Source organism: Pseudomonas brassicacearum (assembly GCF_003732265.1).
Classification (GTDB): Bacteria; Pseudomonadota; Gammaproteobacteria; order Pseudomonadales; family Pseudomonadaceae; genus Aquipseudomonas; species Aquipseudomonas brassicacearum_D.
Genome location: NZ_MOBK01000002.1, coordinates 429,778 through 446,065 on the forward strand (window position 1 = coordinate 429,778; position 16,288 = coordinate 446,065).

At 59.9% G+C, this 16,288-nt stretch carries 18 protein-coding genes; 8 read left to right on the forward strand and 10 right to left on the reverse strand.

The genetic code is table 11. The features are described 5' to 3' along the window. Positions 1 to 136: 136 nt before the first annotated feature. The gene (locus BK660_RS08170; protein ID WP_123432880.1) at positions 137 to 442 is read left to right on the forward strand and encodes a PepSY domain-containing protein; all 306 of its coding nucleotides are present in this window, start codon (positions 137 to 139) and stop codon (positions 440 to 442) included. 115 nt (positions 443 to 557) lie between these two features. On the opposite strand, the gene BK660_RS08175 is transcribed toward BK660_RS08170, so the two are convergent. Together BK660_RS08175 and BK660_RS08180 are read right to left on the reverse strand one after the other, a co-directional pair. Beyond that, the gene (locus tag BK660_RS08175) at positions 558 to 995 is read right to left on the reverse strand and encodes a hypothetical protein (RefSeq protein WP_123432881.1); all 438 of its coding nucleotides are present in this window, start codon (positions 993 to 995) and stop codon (positions 558 to 560) included. 111 nt (positions 996 to 1,106) lie between these two features. Further along, positions 1,107 to 2,729: a methyl-accepting chemotaxis protein gene (locus BK660_RS08180; RefSeq protein ID WP_123432882.1), complete on the reverse strand. Its 1,623-nt coding sequence runs from the start codon at positions 2,727 to 2,729 to the stop codon at positions 1,107 to 1,109. 274 nt (positions 2,730 to 3,003) lie between these two features. Here BK660_RS08180 and BK660_RS08185 point away from each other — a divergent pair, with 274 nt between their 5' ends. From BK660_RS08185 to BK660_RS08205, 4 genes are all read left to right on the forward strand, one after another. Then, positions 3,004 to 4,026, forward strand: coding sequence for a transporter (locus BK660_RS08185; protein WP_123432883.1), 1,023 nt, complete (start codon positions 3,004 to 3,006; stop codon positions 4,024 to 4,026). A gap of 294 nt (positions 4,027 to 4,320) precedes the next feature. After that, positions 4,321 to 5,940: an inorganic phosphate transporter gene (locus BK660_RS08195; protein ID WP_123432884.1), complete on the forward strand. Its 1,620-nt coding sequence runs from the start codon at positions 4,321 to 4,323 to the stop codon at positions 5,938 to 5,940. 291 nt (positions 5,941 to 6,231) lie between these two features. After that, positions 6,232 to 7,098, forward strand: coding sequence for a 2OG-Fe(II) oxygenase family protein (locus BK660_RS08200; protein ID WP_123432885.1), 867 nt, complete (start codon positions 6,232 to 6,234; stop codon positions 7,096 to 7,098). Next, on the forward strand, positions 7,095 to 7,817 hold the full coding sequence (locus BK660_RS08205) for a TylF/MycF/NovP-related O-methyltransferase (protein WP_007946102.1): 723 nt from the start codon (positions 7,095 to 7,097) through the stop codon (positions 7,815 to 7,817). Before BK660_RS08200 ends, BK660_RS08205 begins: the two co-directional genes overlap by 4 nt. A gap of 198 nt (positions 7,818 to 8,015) precedes the next feature. Here the strand turns inward: BK660_RS08205 and BK660_RS08210 are convergent, their stop codons facing one another. Further along, a complete protein-coding gene (locus tag BK660_RS08210; RefSeq protein ID WP_123432886.1) occupies positions 8,016 to 8,453 on the reverse strand; it encodes a multidrug/biocide efflux PACE transporter in 438 nt (145 codons plus the stop codon). 90 nt (positions 8,454 to 8,543) lie between these two features. Between BK660_RS08210 and BK660_RS08215 the strand changes: the two genes are divergently transcribed. Next, on the forward strand, positions 8,544 to 9,398 hold the full coding sequence (locus BK660_RS08215) for a LysR family transcriptional regulator (protein WP_123432887.1): 855 nt from the start codon (positions 8,544 to 8,546) through the stop codon (positions 9,396 to 9,398). 110 nt (positions 9,399 to 9,508) lie between these two features. On the opposite strand, the gene BK660_RS08220 is transcribed toward BK660_RS08215, so the two are convergent. The 4 genes from BK660_RS08220 to BK660_RS08235 all read right to left on the reverse strand — a co-directional run bounded on the left by BK660_RS08220 (position 9,509) and on the right by BK660_RS08235 (position 12,100). After that, positions 9,509 to 10,744 carry an RNA polymerase sigma factor gene (locus BK660_RS08220; protein WP_123432888.1) on the reverse strand — a complete coding sequence of 412 codons (1,236 nt, stop codon included), beginning with the start codon at positions 10,742 to 10,744 and terminating at the stop codon, positions 9,509 to 9,511. Then, a complete protein-coding gene (locus BK660_RS08225) occupies positions 10,744 to 11,235 on the reverse strand; it encodes an SRPBCC family protein (protein ID WP_123432889.1) in 492 nt (163 codons plus the stop codon). Before BK660_RS08225 ends, BK660_RS08220 begins: the two co-directional genes overlap by 1 nt. 27 nt (positions 11,236 to 11,262) lie before the next feature. Further along, on the reverse strand, positions 11,263 to 11,607 hold the full coding sequence (locus BK660_RS08230; protein WP_123432890.1) for a YciI family protein: 345 nt from the start codon (positions 11,605 to 11,607) through the stop codon (positions 11,263 to 11,265). Between the two features lie 67 nt (positions 11,608 to 11,674). After that, entirely contained in the window at positions 11,675 to 12,100 is a 426-nt protein-coding gene (locus BK660_RS08235; protein WP_123432891.1) for a YybH family protein, read from the reverse strand. A gap of 140 nt (positions 12,101 to 12,240) precedes the next feature. Here BK660_RS08235 and BK660_RS08240 point away from each other — a divergent pair, with 140 nt between their 5' ends. After that, on the forward strand, positions 12,241 to 12,726 hold the full coding sequence (locus tag BK660_RS08240) for a GNAT family N-acetyltransferase (RefSeq protein WP_123432892.1): 486 nt from the start codon (positions 12,241 to 12,243) through the stop codon (positions 12,724 to 12,726). Between the two features lie 135 nt (positions 12,727 to 12,861). Here the strand turns inward: BK660_RS08240 and BK660_RS08245 are convergent, their stop codons facing one another. The 3 genes from BK660_RS08245 to BK660_RS08255 form a co-directional block, all read right to left on the reverse strand. After that, positions 12,862 to 13,350 (reverse strand): GNAT family N-acetyltransferase, encoded by a 489-nt coding sequence (locus BK660_RS08245; RefSeq protein ID WP_123432893.1) that lies wholly within the window; start codon positions 13,348 to 13,350, stop codon positions 12,862 to 12,864. Positions 13,351 to 13,665: 315 nt separating this feature from the next. Next, complete coding sequence (locus BK660_RS08250; RefSeq protein ID WP_123432894.1) at positions 13,666 to 14,151, reverse strand: GyrI-like domain-containing protein; 486 nt, start codon at positions 14,149 to 14,151, stop codon at positions 13,666 to 13,668. A 66-nt stretch (positions 14,152 to 14,217) separates the two neighbouring features. Next, positions 14,218 to 14,880 carry a LysE family translocator gene (locus BK660_RS08255; protein WP_123432895.1) on the reverse strand — a complete coding sequence of 221 codons (663 nt, stop codon included), beginning with the start codon at positions 14,878 to 14,880 and terminating at the stop codon, positions 14,218 to 14,220. 139 nt (positions 14,881 to 15,019) lie between these two features. Between BK660_RS08255 and alaC the strand changes: the two genes are divergently transcribed. Next, positions 15,020 to 16,237, forward strand: coding sequence for an alanine transaminase (gene alaC, locus BK660_RS08260; RefSeq protein WP_123432896.1), 1,218 nt, complete (start codon positions 15,020 to 15,022; stop codon positions 16,235 to 16,237). Positions 16,238 to 16,288 lie beyond the last annotated feature (51 nt).

Here is a 16,288-nt window from a genome sequence, read left to right on the forward strand (position 1 = left end):
GCTATCGCGGGCAAGCCACGCTCCCACAGCATTTGTGCAGCACTTGTGGGTGGTGGCTTTCTGGAATTAAGGGTGAATTAAGATGCCCTGGTTAATCTGGCGCCACTTAAACAGAACAACCCAAGGAAAGAACTTTATGAAAACGTTGACTGCCCTGTTCACCGCCGCTGCCCTGACCCTCACCGCTGGCCTGGCCCAGGCTGACGTACGCGTCGATCAGATCCCTGAACTGGTCAAGAGCGGCAAGATCAAGCCACTGGAAGAAATGAACCAGGCAGCGCTGAAACTGCATCCGGGCGCGACCATCACCGACACGGACCTGGACAACCACTTCAACGGCTACGAATACGAAGTGGAACTGCGTACCGCCGAAGGTGTGGAATGGGACGTCGATTTCGATGCCGCCACAGGCAAAGTACTGAGCAACAAACAAGACAAGTAATCCCCTCTGAAAAGCCGCACGATATACAAATCGTGCGGCTTTTTTGCATTTCGAATTCAGATCGCGCCAACACACCTGGTATTTATCAGTTCGAAAGCTACATCCCGGTACAGGCTTAAGCGCTGGTATTGACCAGCGAACCCGACGTGCTCGAATCAGTTTCCTGCAACGCCTGCAACAACGCCGCCGTCGCCGTCTGCAACGAACCCGCCGTGGTCGCAATCTGCGACTGAGCGGCAGCTACGTCGGCCGCTTTCGCATCCGCATCTTCCTGTTTCGCCTGCGCCGCTTGCAGCTGTTGCTGTTGTTCCTGCATCTGCTTTTGCAGCTCGGCGATTTGCTTGCGCAAGGTTTTCACCGCATCGGATTCTTCACTGCTGCTGGAACTGCTGTCGCTCGACGCCGGAGCGCCGCCGGCGGCCACTTTGGAGTCGTCGGAAGGCGTAGCGCTGGTGGTGGTGACGGAGGTGTCGGCGGCGGGATCGCTGATCGCGGTTTTGCTGGTGGAGGGGGTGAGGGGCTGGTTGATCGAGACCGAGGTGATGCTGACCATGGGATTTATCCACTGTGGGTGTTGGGTATCTCCCTCATCGACATGGCCCGGCCGCACTTGAGATCGACTGTGTACCGACTCGGTAAGCGAGCCGGTACACAGCCGTCGGCCTTACGCGCTCAAACGCGCCGTCACGTCATTCAACTGCGACGACAAGCCGTGCAGGTTGTGGCTTGCCGCTTCGGTGCGTTGCACGTTGTCCAGATTGGTACTGGCGATGCTGGTGATCTCGGTGAGGTTGCGCGAGATGTCCTCGGCGACCGAAGTCTGCTCTTCGGCAGCCGTGGCGATCTGGCGGTTCATGTCGCGAATCGCTTCGACGGCCTGGGTAATCCGCTCCAGCATGGCGCCGGCCTCGGTCACTTGCTGCACGCTTTCTTCACTGCGTGACTGCCCGCTTTCAATCGCCTGCGCCGCGTCCACCGCGCCGGTTTGCACGGTCTGGATGATCTGGTTGATCTCGATGATCGACGCCGCCGTGCGCTGGGCCAGGCTGCGCACTTCATCGGCCACCACCGCAAAACCGCGCCCGGCTTCACCGGCACGGGCCGCTTCGATGGCCGCGTTGAGCGCCAGCAGGTTGGTCTGTTCGGCGATCCCGCGAATCACTTCCAGCACCTTGCCGATGCGGCCGCTGTCGGTTTCCAGCTGACGAATGACCGTGGCGGTGTTGGCGATCTCTCCGCGCATCTGGGTGATGGTGTGGATGGTGCCCTGCATGACTTTTTCGCCCTGCTGCGCGGACTGATCCGCGTCGTCGGCAGCACGTGCGGCGTCTGCGGCGTGGCGCGCAACTTCTTGCGCGGTGGCGGACATTTCGTTCATCGCCGTGGCCACCTGATCGGTGCGGTTGAACTGCTCGTTGGTGCCACCCGCCATCAGCGTGGCAATGGAGTTCAGTTCGCCGCTGGCGCTGTCCAGGTCCTTGGCACTGCGCTGCAAATGGCTGAAGGTTTCGGCGAGGAAGTCGCGCAAGGTATTGGCGGCGACCGCCAGTTTGCCCAGCTCATCCTGACGGGTGCTGGCCACGCGGTCGGCGAATTTGCCCTGGCTGAGTTGCGCGACGTATTCGATCAGTTTGCGAATCGGCTCGACCAGGTTGCGGTTGACCAGCCACAGGCTCAACAGCCCGATCAACAAGCCCGAGGCGAGCATCACGATGATCCCCAGCAACACGGTGCGGTCAGCGTCGGCACTGATCAGCTTCGATTGCTCCGCGCCCTGCTTGCGCAGTTCGGCGACCAATTCGCTCATCTGATCGCTGGCCGCGCGGTCCACGCCTTTGACGGCGGTGTCGCCAGCAGTCGGGTCGGCACCCGCAGCAACGTAGGCATCGCGGCCCTTCTGGTAGGCGGCACCGAGCAAGCGGTGTTCATCACGCAGGCGTTCGATGCGGGTCTTGAGTTGCGGCTCGATGCCCTTCTGCCCGGCCAGTTCACCGAGGATGCTTTGCACATCGCGCTGACGGTCTTCGAATTGCTTCCAGTATTTGTCCAGGTCCGCCGGTTGCTTGCCGCGCAGCAGGACGTTTTTCCATTCCTGAACCTGCACCTTGAATTGCAGGTTGGCTTCATCGATCAACTGGGACGTGTGCAGCGGGCCATCGATCAGGTTCGCGTAGCTCTGAACACCGCTGGACAGAAAGTGAAAGCAAGCCAAAGCGATCAGCAACATCGCCAGCAGGCTGCCGCTCAACAAGGCGAGGATTTGTGCTCTCAGGGATTTTTGCAGCATCGAGTGATACTCATGACAGGGGTGAGACACGCCGTGACATGGCGTGAAAGGTGTCCGGACATCCCTGTCTGCGACCTTGGCTCGTGGCCAAAGGCGCGCACGTTAACGTAAGCGAGATCGGCGTGCCAGAGCGGTTCTTTAATCCAATCCGACCGTCGGTAGCGCCACTATTTAGCCTTCATCGAACCGTCACATAACTGTCAAATATCCTTGCGATGATGCGGCTCAAGTGAACCTGTAAAACCCGCGACAGGCGCCTTCCTTGCGAGCACTCATGAACCACAGCATCGACCAAAGCCATCGCGACACCGATCTGTTCGGCCTGCTCTACGGGTTCAGTTTTCGCCCCGGTGAGCGTGGTCGGGAGATCGATTCGGCCAAGGCGCTGCAATGCCTGCAACAACCCGACGACAGCGAAGAGTTCCTCTGGCTGCACCTGAACCTGGCGCACGCCGCGTGCGAGCGCTGGATGAAAAGCCATCTGGAGTTGCCGGACGAGTTTTTCGAAGCGCTGCACGAAGGTTCGCGTTCGACGCGCATCGAGCATGTGGATTCGGCCTTGTTGGCGGTGGTCAACGATGTGGTGTTCAACCTCAGCAGCATGGTTTCTTCGGATGTCTCGACGCTGTGGGTGTGCGCCCGCAGTCGGCTGATCATCAGCGCGCGCCTGCAACCGCTGCACTCGGTGGACAAGCTGCGTTCCTCGGTGAAGGCCGGTGAATGTTTTCGTTCGCCGCTGGAATTGCTCGTGCACTTGCTGCGCGATCAGGGCGAGGTGCTGACGCAAATCGTGCGCAAGACCAGCCTGAGTGTCGATCAGATCGAAGATGAATTGTTGTCGTCGCGGCTGTCGACCAACCGCGCCGAACTGGGCGCCAACCGCCGGGTGCTGGTGCGTCTGCAACGCCTGTTGGCGCTGGAACCGGGGTCGTTGCTGCGTTTGCTCAATCGGCCGCCGCAATGGCTGCAGAAGGAGGACGTCAAGGAACTGCGCAAGTCCACCGAGGAGTTTGCGCTGATCATCAACGACCTCACGGCGCTGGGTGAGCGGATCAAGCTGTTGCAGGAAGAAATCGCTGCCAACCTCAATGAACAGAGCAACCGCACGCTGTTTACGTTGACCGTGGTGACGGTGCTGGCGTTGCCGATCAACATCATTGCCGGTTTCTTTGGCATGAACGTCGGCGGCATTCCTCTGTCGGGAGACCCGGAGGGGTTCTGGATTCTGGTGGCACTGGTCGCGACGTTTACCGTGCTGGCCGGGCGCTGGGCGTTTCGCAAGCGTCAGGATTACTGAGCCTCAAAGCCCCACCAATCCTCTGTGGTGAGTGGCCTTATCTGTGGCGAGGGGGCTTGCCCCCGTTCGGCTGCGAAGCAGTCGCAAAACCTGCTGGGAAGATTTGACTGAAAGAATGCAGGGGGCCGCTTCGCGACCCAACGGGGGCAAGCCCCCTCGCCACAAGTCGTGCCTGGCCAAAGGGATTCTGATTAACGGACAAGCAAAAACCCCAAACCCTGACCTGACGCAGTCTCTCTGTAACAATTAGCAACGACTATCACTGATACACCTCCCTCATCAGGATTGTCCGTTATGGCTACTCCTTCCTACCCCGCCGATGCTCAGGCATCCGCCACCCGCAGCGCCAACCCCCAATTCGATAAAAAACCCGGTGTGTTCACGCTGGTGATTTTTTTCGGCGTGCTGGCCATCGGGTTGTTGTTCACCGCTTACAGCCTGATGCACGACATGCACGAACTCGGCACGGTGGTGACCACCTGGACCCCGTTCCTGCTGTTGGGTGTGGCGTTGCTGATCGCCCTCGGCTTTGAATTCGTCAACGGTTTCCACGACACCGCCAACGCCGTCGCGACAGTGATCTACACCAATTCGATGCCGCCGAATTTTGCGGTGGCGTGGTCCGGTTTTTTCAACTTCCTCGGCGTGCTGCTGTCCAGCGGCGCGGTAGCGTTCGGCATCATTGCCCTGCTGCCGGTGGAGCTGATTCTGCAAGTCGGCTCCTCCGCCGGTTTCGCCATGATCTTTGCCCTGCTGATCGCTGCGATCCTGTGGAACCTCGGCACCTGGTGGCTGGGCTTGCCGGCCTCGTCTTCGCACACGCTGATTGGTTCGATCATCGGCGTCGGCGTGGCCAACGCGCTGATGCACGGCCGTGACGGCACCAGCGGCGTGGACTGGGCGCAGGCGACCAAGATCGGTTATGCGTTGTTGCTCTCGCCGCTGGTCGGCTTTGGTTTCGCCGCGTTGCTGTTGCTGGCCCTGCGCGCGTTCGTCAAGAATCGCTCGCTGTACAAGGCCCCCGAAGGCAACACCCCGCCACCGTGGTGGATTCGCGGCATGTTGATCGTGACCTGCACCGGTGTCTCGTTCGCCCACGGTTCCAACGATGGCCAGAAAGGCATGGGCCTGATCATGTTGATTCTGGTCGGCACGCTGCCCATGGCCTACGCGTTGAACCGCACCATGCCGGCCGACCAGGCGTTGCAGTTCGCCGCCGTCGCGGAAGTGACCCAGCAAGCACTGGTCAAGGCTGCGCCACAACCGGCACCGGCCGACCCGCGCCTGATCTTGTCCGACTACGTGCGCAGCAAGGAAGCCACGCCGCAACTGGTGCCGGCGCTCGCCGCCCTCACCGGCAGCATCGGCGCCGAGGTCAAGGGTTACGGTTCGCTGTCCAAAGTGCCAGCCGAAGCCGTGGGCAACGTGCGAAACGACATGTACCTGACCAGCGAAACCATTCGCCTGATGGACAAGAACAAGGTCGGTCATTTCGACGCCGACACCAGCGGCAAGCTGCAACTGTTCAAGCAGCAGATCGACAACTCGACGCGCTTCATTCCGCTGTGGGTGAAGATCGCGGTGGCGATTGCGCTTGGCCTGGGCACCATGGTCGGCTGGAAGCGCATCGTGGTAACGGTCGGCGAGAAGATCGGCAAGACTCACCTGACCTACGCCCAGGGCGCCTCGGCGGAAACCGTGGCGATGCTGACGATTGGCGCGGCGGATATGTTCGGTTTGCCGGTGTCGACCACCCACGTGTTGTCGTCGGGTGTCGCCGGGACCATGGTCGCCAACGGTGGCGGTTTGCAGATGAAGACCATCCGCAACCTGCTGATGGCGTGGGTGCTGACCTTGCCCGCCGCGATCCTGTTGTCGGGCAGCCTGTACTGGTTGTTCACCCAAATCTTCTAAGTCAACACAAAACCCTGTAGCAGCTGGCGCAGCCTGCGTCCGGCTGCGCAGCAGTCGTAAACCCATAACACGCGGTGCATCAGACAAACCGCGTACACAGGTTTTACGACTGCTGCGCAATCGGACGCAGGCTTCGCCAGCTGCTACAGGGATTTTTTTGCCGGGTAAAAAGCATTTCGTCGCAAATACAGGCGATTACGCATTTATTGATCCACTACCCGCCAGTTGGCACTTCAGTTTGCTAACGTGTTGCCGATTCTTAAGAGACTCGATGTATTCAGGAGTGGGATCGTGAATCTGTATATCAATCAGCTTCAGCAAAAAGCTGACTTCAAAGAAGCCATCTACGCCGGCGACATCTTCCTGAACACTCAGCTGCGCGCGGCCAAAGAGCTGTGTGCGTTCGCTCAGGAAAGCATCACCGCCGCTTTCAACGGCGAGACCAACCACCAGGCCCTGCACACGCTGATGCCGGTGGAAGAATTCGTGGTGTTGGTAACGCGCCTCAAGGGCCAGTTCACCAACAGCCAGCGCGCCAAGGACTTGATCCTGTCATTTATCGACGAGATCGGCGTCGACCCGCGCGAGTACATTTTCGACGTGCCGCGCATTCGCGTGGTGCCGAACTATGACTACCTGCACGCCGGCGTCAGCTACGCCTACAAGCCGCACCGCGACACGTGGTACGGCAGCGTCGATTGCCAGATCAACACCTGGATGCCGGTGCACACCATTCGCCCCGACCAGACCATGATGATCAACGCCGGTTACTTCGACGTGCCGGTGAAGAACACCTCCAGCGAATGGAGCCTCAACGACTGGATCAGCAACCAGCGGCACAAGGCCAAGGACAACCTCAAGGAGGAAGTCCGCGTGCACCCGGTGCCACTGGAGGCGATCAATACCGCGTCTGAAGTGCGCATCGCCGGCAACACCGGTGAGATGCTGATTTTCTCCGGCTCGCACCTGCACGGTACGGTTGCCAATCACACCGAACAAACCCGCTTCAGCGTGGATTTCCGCCTGATGCACCTCGATGACCTCAAACACAAGCGTGGCGCGATCAACGTCGACAGCGCCTGCCCTGACGTCGGCGCCGGTTTCAAAGACTATTTCCACGCCCACGACTTTTCGAATTTTCAAGGAATCCAGCAATGACCAAGCGTCGCATCACGCCCGCCGAGGCCCAGTACAACGAAACCCGTGCCAACGTTCTGAAACGGGTCGATGCCGAGTACGTGGCCGACGCCCCGTTCGTGTTCGCCAACCGCATCGGCGTGACCGCTGCCCTGTCGCGCATGGAACTGTTCAAGAAAGTCGCTGAAGTACCGGGCGCGATCATCGAGTGCGGCGTGTACAAGGGCAACTCGCTGATGCTGTACATGCACTTGTCGATGATCCTGGAACCGTACGCGATCAACCGTTCGATCATTGGCTTCGACACCTTCGAAGGCTTCCAGAGCATCGACAAGAAAGAAGACCCGGCCGACGTCAACGAGACCATGTTCTCCGACACCGACCAGTCGCTGATCCAGGACATGATCGACGCCAACGACCTGCTGCGCCCGGTCAACCGCATCCCGCGTTGCGAACTGGTCAAGGGTGACATCGTCAAGACTGTGCCGGAGTGGGTGAAGACCCGTCCGGACCTGGTCGTGGCCATGCTGATCCTCGACACCGACCTGTACGAATCGACCAAAGTCGCGCTGGAAACCTTCCTGCCGTACATGCCAAAAGGCGCAATCGTGGTCCTGGACGAAGTGGCTTACCGCAACTTCCCGGGCGAAACCAAGGCCCTGCGCGAAGTGCTGGACCTGAACAAGATCGAGCTGAAGCGTTTGCCGTTTGACAGCTGCGTGGGCTACTTCCACGTCTGACGCAAAAGCTCTGAACTGAAAGACACCCACTGTGGGAGCGAGCCTGCTCGCGAAGAGGCCTTCACATTCAACATCAGTGTTGACTGGACGACCGCTTTCGCGAGCAGGCTCGCTCCCACAAGGTTATGGGGTGTTCTTCAGGTTGTGCGACCGCTGCTTGCCGTCCACTTCATACAAAAAACCCTCCGACTGCGTTATTCATCCTTCGAAAACGCTGCGCATCACCATCCGCTCCCGCACCACGTCGTACACCCAGTGGTAAATGTAGGTGTACGGCAGGAAAAACAGCAGCACACCGATGTCGAGCAGGAACGCTTCCCACAGGCCGATCTTCAGCCACCAGGCAATCAGCGGCACACAGAAGGCAACCAGACCGCCTTCGAACAGCAGCGCATGGACCACCCGGACCCAGGCGTTGTGAGCCATTCTGTAGTGCTTGAGCACCCGGTCGAACAGGCCGTTGAAGACCACGTTCCAGGCCAGGGCCAGGGCCGCGATGGCCATGGTGACGACACCCATGTCGAGCATCGGTTTGTCCATGATCCAGGCCAGCAACGGGGTACAGATCAGGATGGCCAGCAGTTCGAAACCGGCGGCCTGGAAAATACGTTCAGTGATGGATTTGTTGGCGCTCATGGCCAGACTCCTCTGAGTGACTGTGGTTGCCATGATCTGTCATCACACCGATACTTCATAACCAATAACCATCGATCAAGGCGATAGTTCATGGCCTCTCATGAAGTGCTGCTGGCGTTTGTCCAGGCGGCGACCCAAGGCTCGTTTTCCGCAGCAGCGCGCAAACTGGGGCGCAGTCAGTCGACCATCAGCGCGGCGGTGGCCAGTCTGGAAATCGATTTGAACCTGATGTTGTTCGACCGCAGCAGTCGCAAACCCAGCCTGACCCCGGCCGGGCACGTGATGCTGCAACGGGCCGAGGAAATCCTGGCCGCCACCAGCCGACTGGAAATGACCGCTAGCCAGTTGTCCCAAGGCGTCGAGCCGAAACTGACCGTGGCGATTTCCGATACTTATCAATCCGACCGTTTTGAAGCGGCGCTGGGTGCGTTTGAGCAGCGTTATCCGGACCTGGAGCTTGAGTGCCTGATTGCTGAATGCGATGACTTGATTGCGCTGGTGCAACGGGGTCGGGCGCAGGTGGCGTTCGCCGAAATGCAGGACAGCTATCCGCCGGATCTGGTGAGTTCGACGGTTGAGGAGCGTACGGAAATTGCGTTGTTCGTCTCCCCGGCGCATCCGTTGGCGGCGCTTGATCATGTTGATCAGGACGTGCTGCAACAGCACCGGGAATTGCGTTTGGCGACCATCGTCAATCCGTATGAAAGCCGGGCGAAGGGGCGCGTGTGGTCGGCGCCGAGTTACTTGATGCTGCTGGAAATGGCTCAGGGGGGATTTGGCTGGGCGCCGTTGCCGCGGTGGTTGGTGGAGCGGTTTGGGCCGGGTTCGTTGCAGGAGCTTCAGGTGCGGGGCTGGCCGAAACCGGTGTTTGTCGATGCGTTGTGGTCGCGCCAGCATCCGCCTGGGCCGGCGGGGAGTTGGTTGTTGAGCAAGATGCTGGAATAGTGGCGCCCGCATTCGCGAGCAAGCCCGCTCCCACACTTGACCGAGTTGTCCGGACAGACGCGGTCTAATGTGGGAGCGGGCTTGCTCGCGAAGAGGCCCGCCAGATCACATCACTTTAAAGCCTTGATCCGCGCTTCAAGAAACCGCCGCTCCGGTACTTGCTGCGTCAACGCCAATGCTCGCTCATACGCCGCCCGCGCCTCCTCCACCCTGCCCAACTGCCGGCAAAACTCCGCCCGCGCCGAGTGCGCCAAGTGGTAATCCTGCAATTCGCCCCGCCCCAGAATCGCCTCAACCAACGTCAAACCCGCCAACGGCCCATCGCGCCTGGAGATCGCCGCCGCCCGGTTCAACTCGATCACCGGTGACGGCACCACCCGCAGCAGAAGGTCATACAGACCGACAATCTGCAGCCAGTCGGTGTCTTGCGGCGTCGCCGCCTCGGCATGCACCGCTGCAATCGCCGCTTGCAGGCAATACGGCCCGAAGCGCTGCCGGGTCAGCGCGTGCTCGACCAAGGCACAGCCCTCGGCAATCATCCCGGCGTCCCACAACGAACGGTCCTGCTCATCCAGCAGAATCAACTCGCCGGTCGCCGTCGTCCGGGCCTGGCGCCGAGACTCATGCAGCAACATCATCGCCAGCAAGCCCATGACCTCCGGCTCTGGCAGCAATTCCAGCAGCAACCGTCCCAACCGGATTGCCTCGCGCGTCAGGTCTTCGCGCGTCACCTCAGCTCCAATGGACGCCGAGTACCCCTCGTTGAACACCAGGTAAATCACCCGCAGCACGCTATCGAGACGCTCGGGCAATTCCGCCAGCGTCGGCACTTGATAAGTAATTTTTGCATCACGGATTTTCGCCTTCGCCCGCACGATGCGCTGGGCGATGGTCGCCGGCGCTGACAGGAACGCCCGGGCGATTTCCTCAGTGGTCAGGTCGCAGACTTCACGCAAGGTCAGCGGCACCTGGGCGTCGGAGGCGAGTGCCGGGTGACAGCAAGTGAAGATCAGGCGCAAGCGGTCGTCTTCCACGTCTTCGTCACTCCAGTCGGCCTGCTCCAGCGCCTCCAGTTGAGCAATCAGCATCGGTTGCGAGGCAATAAAACGCGCGCGCCGACGCAAGGCATCGATGGCCTTGAAACGCCCGGTGGACACCAGCCAGGCGCGCGGATTGTCCGGCACGCCGTCCCGTTGCCAACGTTCGACCGCGATAAAAAAGGCCTCGTGCAGGGCCTCTTCGGCGAGGTCGAAATCGCCGAGCAAGCGGATCAGCGTCGCCAGGATCCGCCGCGAGTCTTCGCGGTAAACCTGCTCGACCCGGGCCGCTACCGCCTCGCCAGGCATCAGTCCGGCATGCCTTCAGTCACCAACGTTTCCAGGCGATCAAGGCTTTGCCCCCAGCCGTCATGAAACCCCATGTCTTCGTGGGCCTTGTGATCCTCTTTTGACCAATGCATGGCACGCGCGGTGTAGAGGGTTTTGCCGTCCCGCTCTTCGAGCGTCACTTCGGCCGCCATGAACGGTTTGCCCGACGGAATCCAGCCGGGGATAAACGCGTCGGTGAACACCAGACGCTCAGGGGCGACGATCTCCAGGAACACGCCCATGGTCGGGTATTCACTGCCATCCGGGGCGCGCATCAGGGTGCGAAACTGGCCGCCGACCCACAGGTCCATTTCACACTCCGGCGTGGTCATGCCGTGCGGCCCCCACCACTGGGTGAGCAAGGCCGGTTCGGTCCAGGCGCGGAAGATCTTCTGGCGTGGCGCGTCGATCAGGCGGCTGATGGATAACTCGAACTCGGCAGACTTTTTTTCAGTTGATTGCGGGTTCATGCACAACTCCTTTTTGGTTTTTGTTATTCAAGGATTCAACTGGCGAACGGGACGCACCTCGACACAGCCGACCCGGGCCGCCGGAATGTTGCCGGCGACCTGGATTGCTTCATTGAGGTCTTTGGCATCGATCAGGTAGAAGCCGGCCAACTGCTCCTTGGTTTCGGCGAACGGACCGTCGGTGATCGACATCTTGCCGTTACGCATGCGCACGGTGGTCGCGGTCTGCACCGACTCCAGCGCCTCGGCCGCGAGCATCCGGCCGCCACTCTGGATCGACTCGGCGTAGGCCATGCACTCGGCGTCGTTCGGGCTCTCGGGCAGCGAGTGCAAGGTGTGCTCGTTGCTGTAGACCAGGCATAGGTATTTCATGTGGCTCTCCTGAATCGAACGGATCAACTATGGCTGCAGATTGACGCGTTGGCGAAATTCCCGACGATCAGGGCTCCAGATTGAACAGCGCAGCGCCACTGGCCATGTCGAACGGGGCCGACCAGTGTTCGTGGACAATCCGCCATTGCCCGGCGTCGCGACGGTAGCAAGCGGTCACGCGCATCCAGCAGGCCTGGGTTTCACCCTTGTCGTTGGTGCCGCCGCAATGGGCCAGCCAATGGGCGAAGGCGATGTGCTCGTCCGCCACGATATTCATGTGACCGAAGTCGAATTTATGCGGGCCCTGGCACATTTCCATGCACTCCAGCCAATGCGCGCGGTAGGCGGCCTTACTGCGAAATTGCAAGGCCTTGACCGCGTCGTAGGAGACGATGTCCTCGGCGTACAGGGCCATGATTTTGTCGACATCCTTGGCGATGACGGCCTGGCGATAAGTGTCGATCAGGGTCTCGATTTCGTGAGTGGCACTCATGGTGGTTCTCCTTGGTTTTTGTAGTGAAGACACCCTTAGTCGTTCGGCAAAAAGCCAAATCGACAGTCGAAATAAAAATAATCCATCGGCGCAAACTCGCTAGAATCCGAGGCTCATTCATGTGGGAAAAGGACACTCCAGTGACAGCCCGTCTCGTGCCTTACGAAAGCCTGAACGCGCGCCAGCGCCAGCAGGTCGAGGCCATCGAAGTACACAAAGAACAAATCAGGTTCAGCGGCGACATTCACGGTGCGTTGCACACCTTGCTGTCCAAACCCGGCCCCGGCGTCAAAGGATTTGCGCTGCTGGTCGAAGACGCTCCGGTGGCCTTCCTGCTGCTCAAGCGCCCGCCCGTGTTACCGGCCTGGGCCGATGAACACAGCGCCACTTTGCATGCGTTGCAAGTTGACCAGCGTGCTCAGGGCAAGGGCTATGGCAAGGTATGTTTGCAAGCGCTGCCCGAGATGGCGCGTCAGGCGTTTCCGGAGATAAAGGGGCTGGAATTGTCGGTGGATGCGGACAATGCGTCGGCTATTGCGCTGTATGCGAAGTTCGGCTGGGTGGATAGCGGCGAGGCCTACAAGGGCCGGATTGGGTATGAGCGGCGGATGGGGCTGGTTTTCTGAGGTAGCCACTGACTCACCGCCGATTCCGTGTGGGAGCGAGCCTGCTCGCGAAGGCGGTGTATCAGCCAATGATTACGTCCACTGACACATTGCCTTCGCGAGCAAGCCCGCTCCCACAAGGGATATTCGGTAGATTTATAAGTCGAGCACCATCTCATGCCACGCCATCCCGCCATGATCAGACGCTGAAGGTTTGACGTAGGCAAAACCGAAGCCGGCATACAGCGGAATGTGCCGCTCCTTGCACATCAGGTGAATCTGCGTCTTGCCCATAGCGCGCATCCGCTCAATGAACTCGCCCATCAACTGCTTCGCCAGCCCCAGCCCCTGATAGTCCGGGTGCACCACCACCGACATGATCACCACATGCGGGCCGGCCGGGTCGTGGCCGATCAGTTCCTTGAACGCTTCGTCCGACATTTCCACCTGAAACGCCGCACCGGAATTGATGAAACCGGCTACAACGCCGTCGACTTCGGCCACGATAAAGCCTTCAGGCCAAGTGGCAATGCGGGTGGCGATTTTCTCGCGGGTGGCCGCCTCGTCACCTTCGTAGGCAACGGTTTCGATGGCGTAGCAGCGGTCCAGGTCAGTGGCGGTGACGTTGCGGATGAGGGTGTTCATGGCGGCTCGAAATCAGCGAGGGAAAGGCTGCGAATCATAGAGGAATAAGGTGTTCATATCGATCACTGCCGGCGCCGTAAAGCCTGCGTATAGGCGCTTTCATTGCTCGAAGGTTCGGATTATTGATGTTCCCGGTTTCACGACATCAATAGGGGGAACACACCATGAGCAGCGTTCAGATCGGACTTCTTATGTTGTTGGGTATCAGCACGTTTGGTTTCGTCACCTTGTCGATCGACCTGATGCGGGCGCGCCGGATGAAGCAAGGTAAGTAACCCGACGAGAGGCGGACATGCGGTCCGCCTCTCGCGGTGTTCACGGCTTGATCGGCAGCCAGATTTCCAGCACGCCGGTGTTGAGCTTCGGGTTGAAGTCTTCGCTATAGCGTTCGAATTCCGGGGCGTCCGCCGCCTCTTTGCCGGACTGCGGCAACCAGGTTTTCCAGATGTACTGAAAGGTCTGGGGCAAGGTATCCAGCGATCCCTTGTGCTCGAATACCGCGTAATGCTGGGGTTGAACCTCGACCCAACGGTACTTCTCCGGCAGGTCGTCGAGCTTGTCGATCTCGACGCCGGCGATGTATTCGAATCCACCCTTACCATCCGGATTGCAGCAGATGCCGTAGGTCACTTCGCCTTTTTGACCGGGAATCTGGCCAATCTCGGGAATGAATTTTTCCCAGAGATCGGGGATTTTCTTGGAGGTCTCCTGGGTAAATCGTCCGCCAAACCCTGCAATGAGCAGGAAGTGCCCGTGTTCGAAGCGGGGCTCGGCGGGTTGTACGCCTGTTTGCTCATCCATGGCTTACTCCTGAGGCTTAAAAATGGGTTCGGCTGGGAGTATAGAAGCCAAACCCGATTCGCCCAGTTACAGGGCGTGCAACTGTTCCACCGCCGCCGCACCGACAAACTCGTTGTACCCCGATAGGATCACGTAGACCGCGAAATAGCAGAAGATCGCCGCCGATGCCATGTACGAATAGCGCAACAGTTTGTCGCCCAGCAACTTGCCGCCGTGGCTCGCGGCAAAGCACAAACCGGCACTCCACAGCAGACCCGCGCAGAGGAATCCGCCGAGAAACAGCGCCGAGCTGAGCGCACCACCGCCACCGGAACGGGCGATGAGCGTGCCGCCCACCGCCGCGAACCACAGGATGGCGCTGGGCGAGGACATGGCGAGGAAGATCCCGCGGAAAAACTCTTTGCGATGGGAGTTCTGCCCCACCTCTTCGGCCTGCGCCAATGCCGCTTCGTGGTGAATTGCCGAATAGATCATCTTCGCCGCGAAATAGATCAGCAACGCCGAACCGCCGATCCACAGCACCCAGCGCACGGTTTCGTATTGCAGCAAAACGGTCATCCCCGCCAGCGCCAGCACCGCGTAGATCAGGTCGCCGACACAGGTCCCCAGGCCCAGCGCAAAGCCCTGAAAATAGCCGCGTTGCATGGCAAGGGTGATCATCGCGATGTTAGCCACGCCGATATCCAGGCACAACGAAAGGCTCAGCAAGAAGCCGCTGCTAAATTCCATCAACCGATTTCCTTCGGAAAAAATTGTTTACTCACTGGCTGGACAGTGTGCCACGACTGCCCTTATCTTCCGCAACAGGCCACCGCAGTGGCCAGCGTCGCTCGGACGGTTCCGGGCGCTCACGTTATCCGAGGCAACAATGGCTAACCCAGGTTCGCCGCGCCGCTTTGCGCGCATAGATCGACTCCCCCCTTACGTATTCAACATCACTGCCGAGCTGAAGATGGCCGCCCGTCGTCGTGGCGAAGACATCATCGACTTCAGCATGGGCAACCCTGATGGCCCGACCCCGCCGCACATCGTCGAAAAACTGGTGACCGTCGCCCAGCGCGAAGACACTCACGGTTACTCGACGTCCAAAGGCATTCCGCGTCTGCGCCGGGCGATTTCCAATTGGTACAAGGATCGCTACGAGGTCGACATCGATCCGGAAACCGAAGCCATTGTCACCATCGGTTCCAAGGAAGGCCTGGCGCACTTGATGCTGGCCACCCTGGATCAGGGCGATACCGTGCTGGTGCCGAACCCCAGTTATCCGATTCACATCTACGGTGCCGTGATTGCCGGCGCCCAGGTGCGTTCAGTGCCGCTGATTCCGGGCGTGGATTTCTTCGCCGAACTGGAACGGGCGATTCGCGGCTCGATCCCGAAACCGAAAATGATGATCCTCGGCTTCCCGTCCAACCCTACCGCGCAATGCGTGGAGCTGGATTTCTTCGAACGGGTGATCGCCCTCGCCAAGCAGTACGACGTACTGGTGGTGCACGACCTGGCCTACGCCGACATCGTCTACGACGGCTGGAAAGCCCCGTCAATCATGCAAGTGCCGGGTGCCAAGGACATTGCGGTGGAATTTTTCACCTTGTCCAAGAGCTACAACATGGCGGGTTGGCGGATCGGTTTCATGGTCGGCAACCCGGAACTGGTCAACGCCCTGGCGCGGATCAAGAGTTACCACGACTACGGCACCTTCACCCCGCTGCAAGTCGCGGCGATTGCAGCGCTGGAAGGCGATCAGCAATGCGTCAAGGACATTGCCGAGCAGTATCGGCAGCGGCGCAACGTGCTGGTTAAAGGCCTGCATGAACTGGGCTGGATGGTCGAGAACCCGAAAGCGTCGATGTATGTCTGGGCCAAGATTCCCGAGGCGTATGCGCACTTGGGCTCGCTGGAGTTCGCCAAGAAACTGCTGGCCGAAGCCAAGGTCTGCGTCTCGCCGGGCGTGGGGTTTGGTGAGTATGGGGATGATCATGTGCGCTTCGCGCTGATCGAAAACCAGGACCGGATTCGTCAGGCTGTGCGCGGGATTCGCGCGATGTTCAGGGCGGATGGGCTAGTCGCCAAATCTAACGCCTGACACATAACACTGTGGGAGCGGGCTTGCTCGCGAAGGGGGCCTGACATTCAA

What these genes read in the sequence shown, in the direction of transcription:
- BK660_RS08250 (WP_123432894.1), bottom strand. Translation starts at nt 14,151, where the DNA reads ATGGATGAGCAAACAGGCGTACAACCCGCCGAGCCCCGCTTCGAACAC.
- BK660_RS08180 (WP_123432882.1), bottom strand. Translation starts at nt 2,729, where the DNA reads ATGCTGCAAAAATCCCTGAGAGCACAAATCCTCGCCTTGTTGAGCGGC.
- BK660_RS08235 (WP_123432891.1), bottom strand. Translation starts at nt 12,100, where the DNA reads ATGAGTGCCACTCACGAAATCGAGACCCTGATCGACACTTATCGCCAG.
- BK660_RS08245 (WP_123432893.1), bottom strand. Translation starts at nt 13,350, where the DNA reads ATGAACACCCTCATCCGCAACGTCACCGCCACTGACCTGGACCGCTGC.
- BK660_RS08205 (WP_007946102.1), top strand. Translation starts at nt 7,095, where the DNA reads ATGACCAAGCGTCGCATCACGCCCGCCGAGGCCCAGTACAACGAAACC.
- BK660_RS08220 (WP_123432888.1), bottom strand. Translation starts at nt 10,744, where the DNA reads ATGCCTGGCGAGGCGGTAGCGGCCCGGGTCGAGCAGGTTTACCGCGAA.
- BK660_RS08170 (WP_123432880.1), top strand. Translation starts at nt 137, where the DNA reads ATGAAAACGTTGACTGCCCTGTTCACCGCCGCTGCCCTGACCCTCACC.
- BK660_RS08210 (WP_123432886.1), bottom strand. Translation starts at nt 8,453, where the DNA reads ATGAGCGCCAACAAATCCATCACTGAACGTATTTTCCAGGCCGCCGGT.
- BK660_RS08225 (WP_123432889.1), bottom strand. Translation starts at nt 11,235, where the DNA reads ATGAACCCGCAATCAACTGAAAAAAAGTCTGCCGAGTTCGAGTTATCC.
- BK660_RS08195 (WP_123432884.1), top strand. Translation starts at nt 4,321, where the DNA reads ATGGCTACTCCTTCCTACCCCGCCGATGCTCAGGCATCCGCCACCCGC.
- BK660_RS08185 (WP_123432883.1), top strand. Translation starts at nt 3,004, where the DNA reads ATGAACCACAGCATCGACCAAAGCCATCGCGACACCGATCTGTTCGGC.
- BK660_RS08255 (WP_123432895.1), bottom strand. Translation starts at nt 14,880, where the DNA reads ATGGAATTTAGCAGCGGCTTCTTGCTGAGCCTTTCGTTGTGCCTGGAT.
- BK660_RS08230 (WP_123432890.1), bottom strand. Translation starts at nt 11,607, where the DNA reads ATGAAATACCTATGCCTGGTCTACAGCAACGAGCACACCTTGCACTCG.
- alaC (WP_123432896.1), top strand. Translation starts at nt 15,020, where the DNA reads ATGGCTAACCCAGGTTCGCCGCGCCGCTTTGCGCGCATAGATCGACTC.
- BK660_RS08215 (WP_123432887.1), top strand. Translation starts at nt 8,544, where the DNA reads ATGGCCTCTCATGAAGTGCTGCTGGCGTTTGTCCAGGCGGCGACCCAA.
- BK660_RS08175 (WP_123432881.1), bottom strand. Translation starts at nt 995, where the DNA reads ATGGTCAGCATCACCTCGGTCTCGATCAACCAGCCCCTCACCCCCTCC.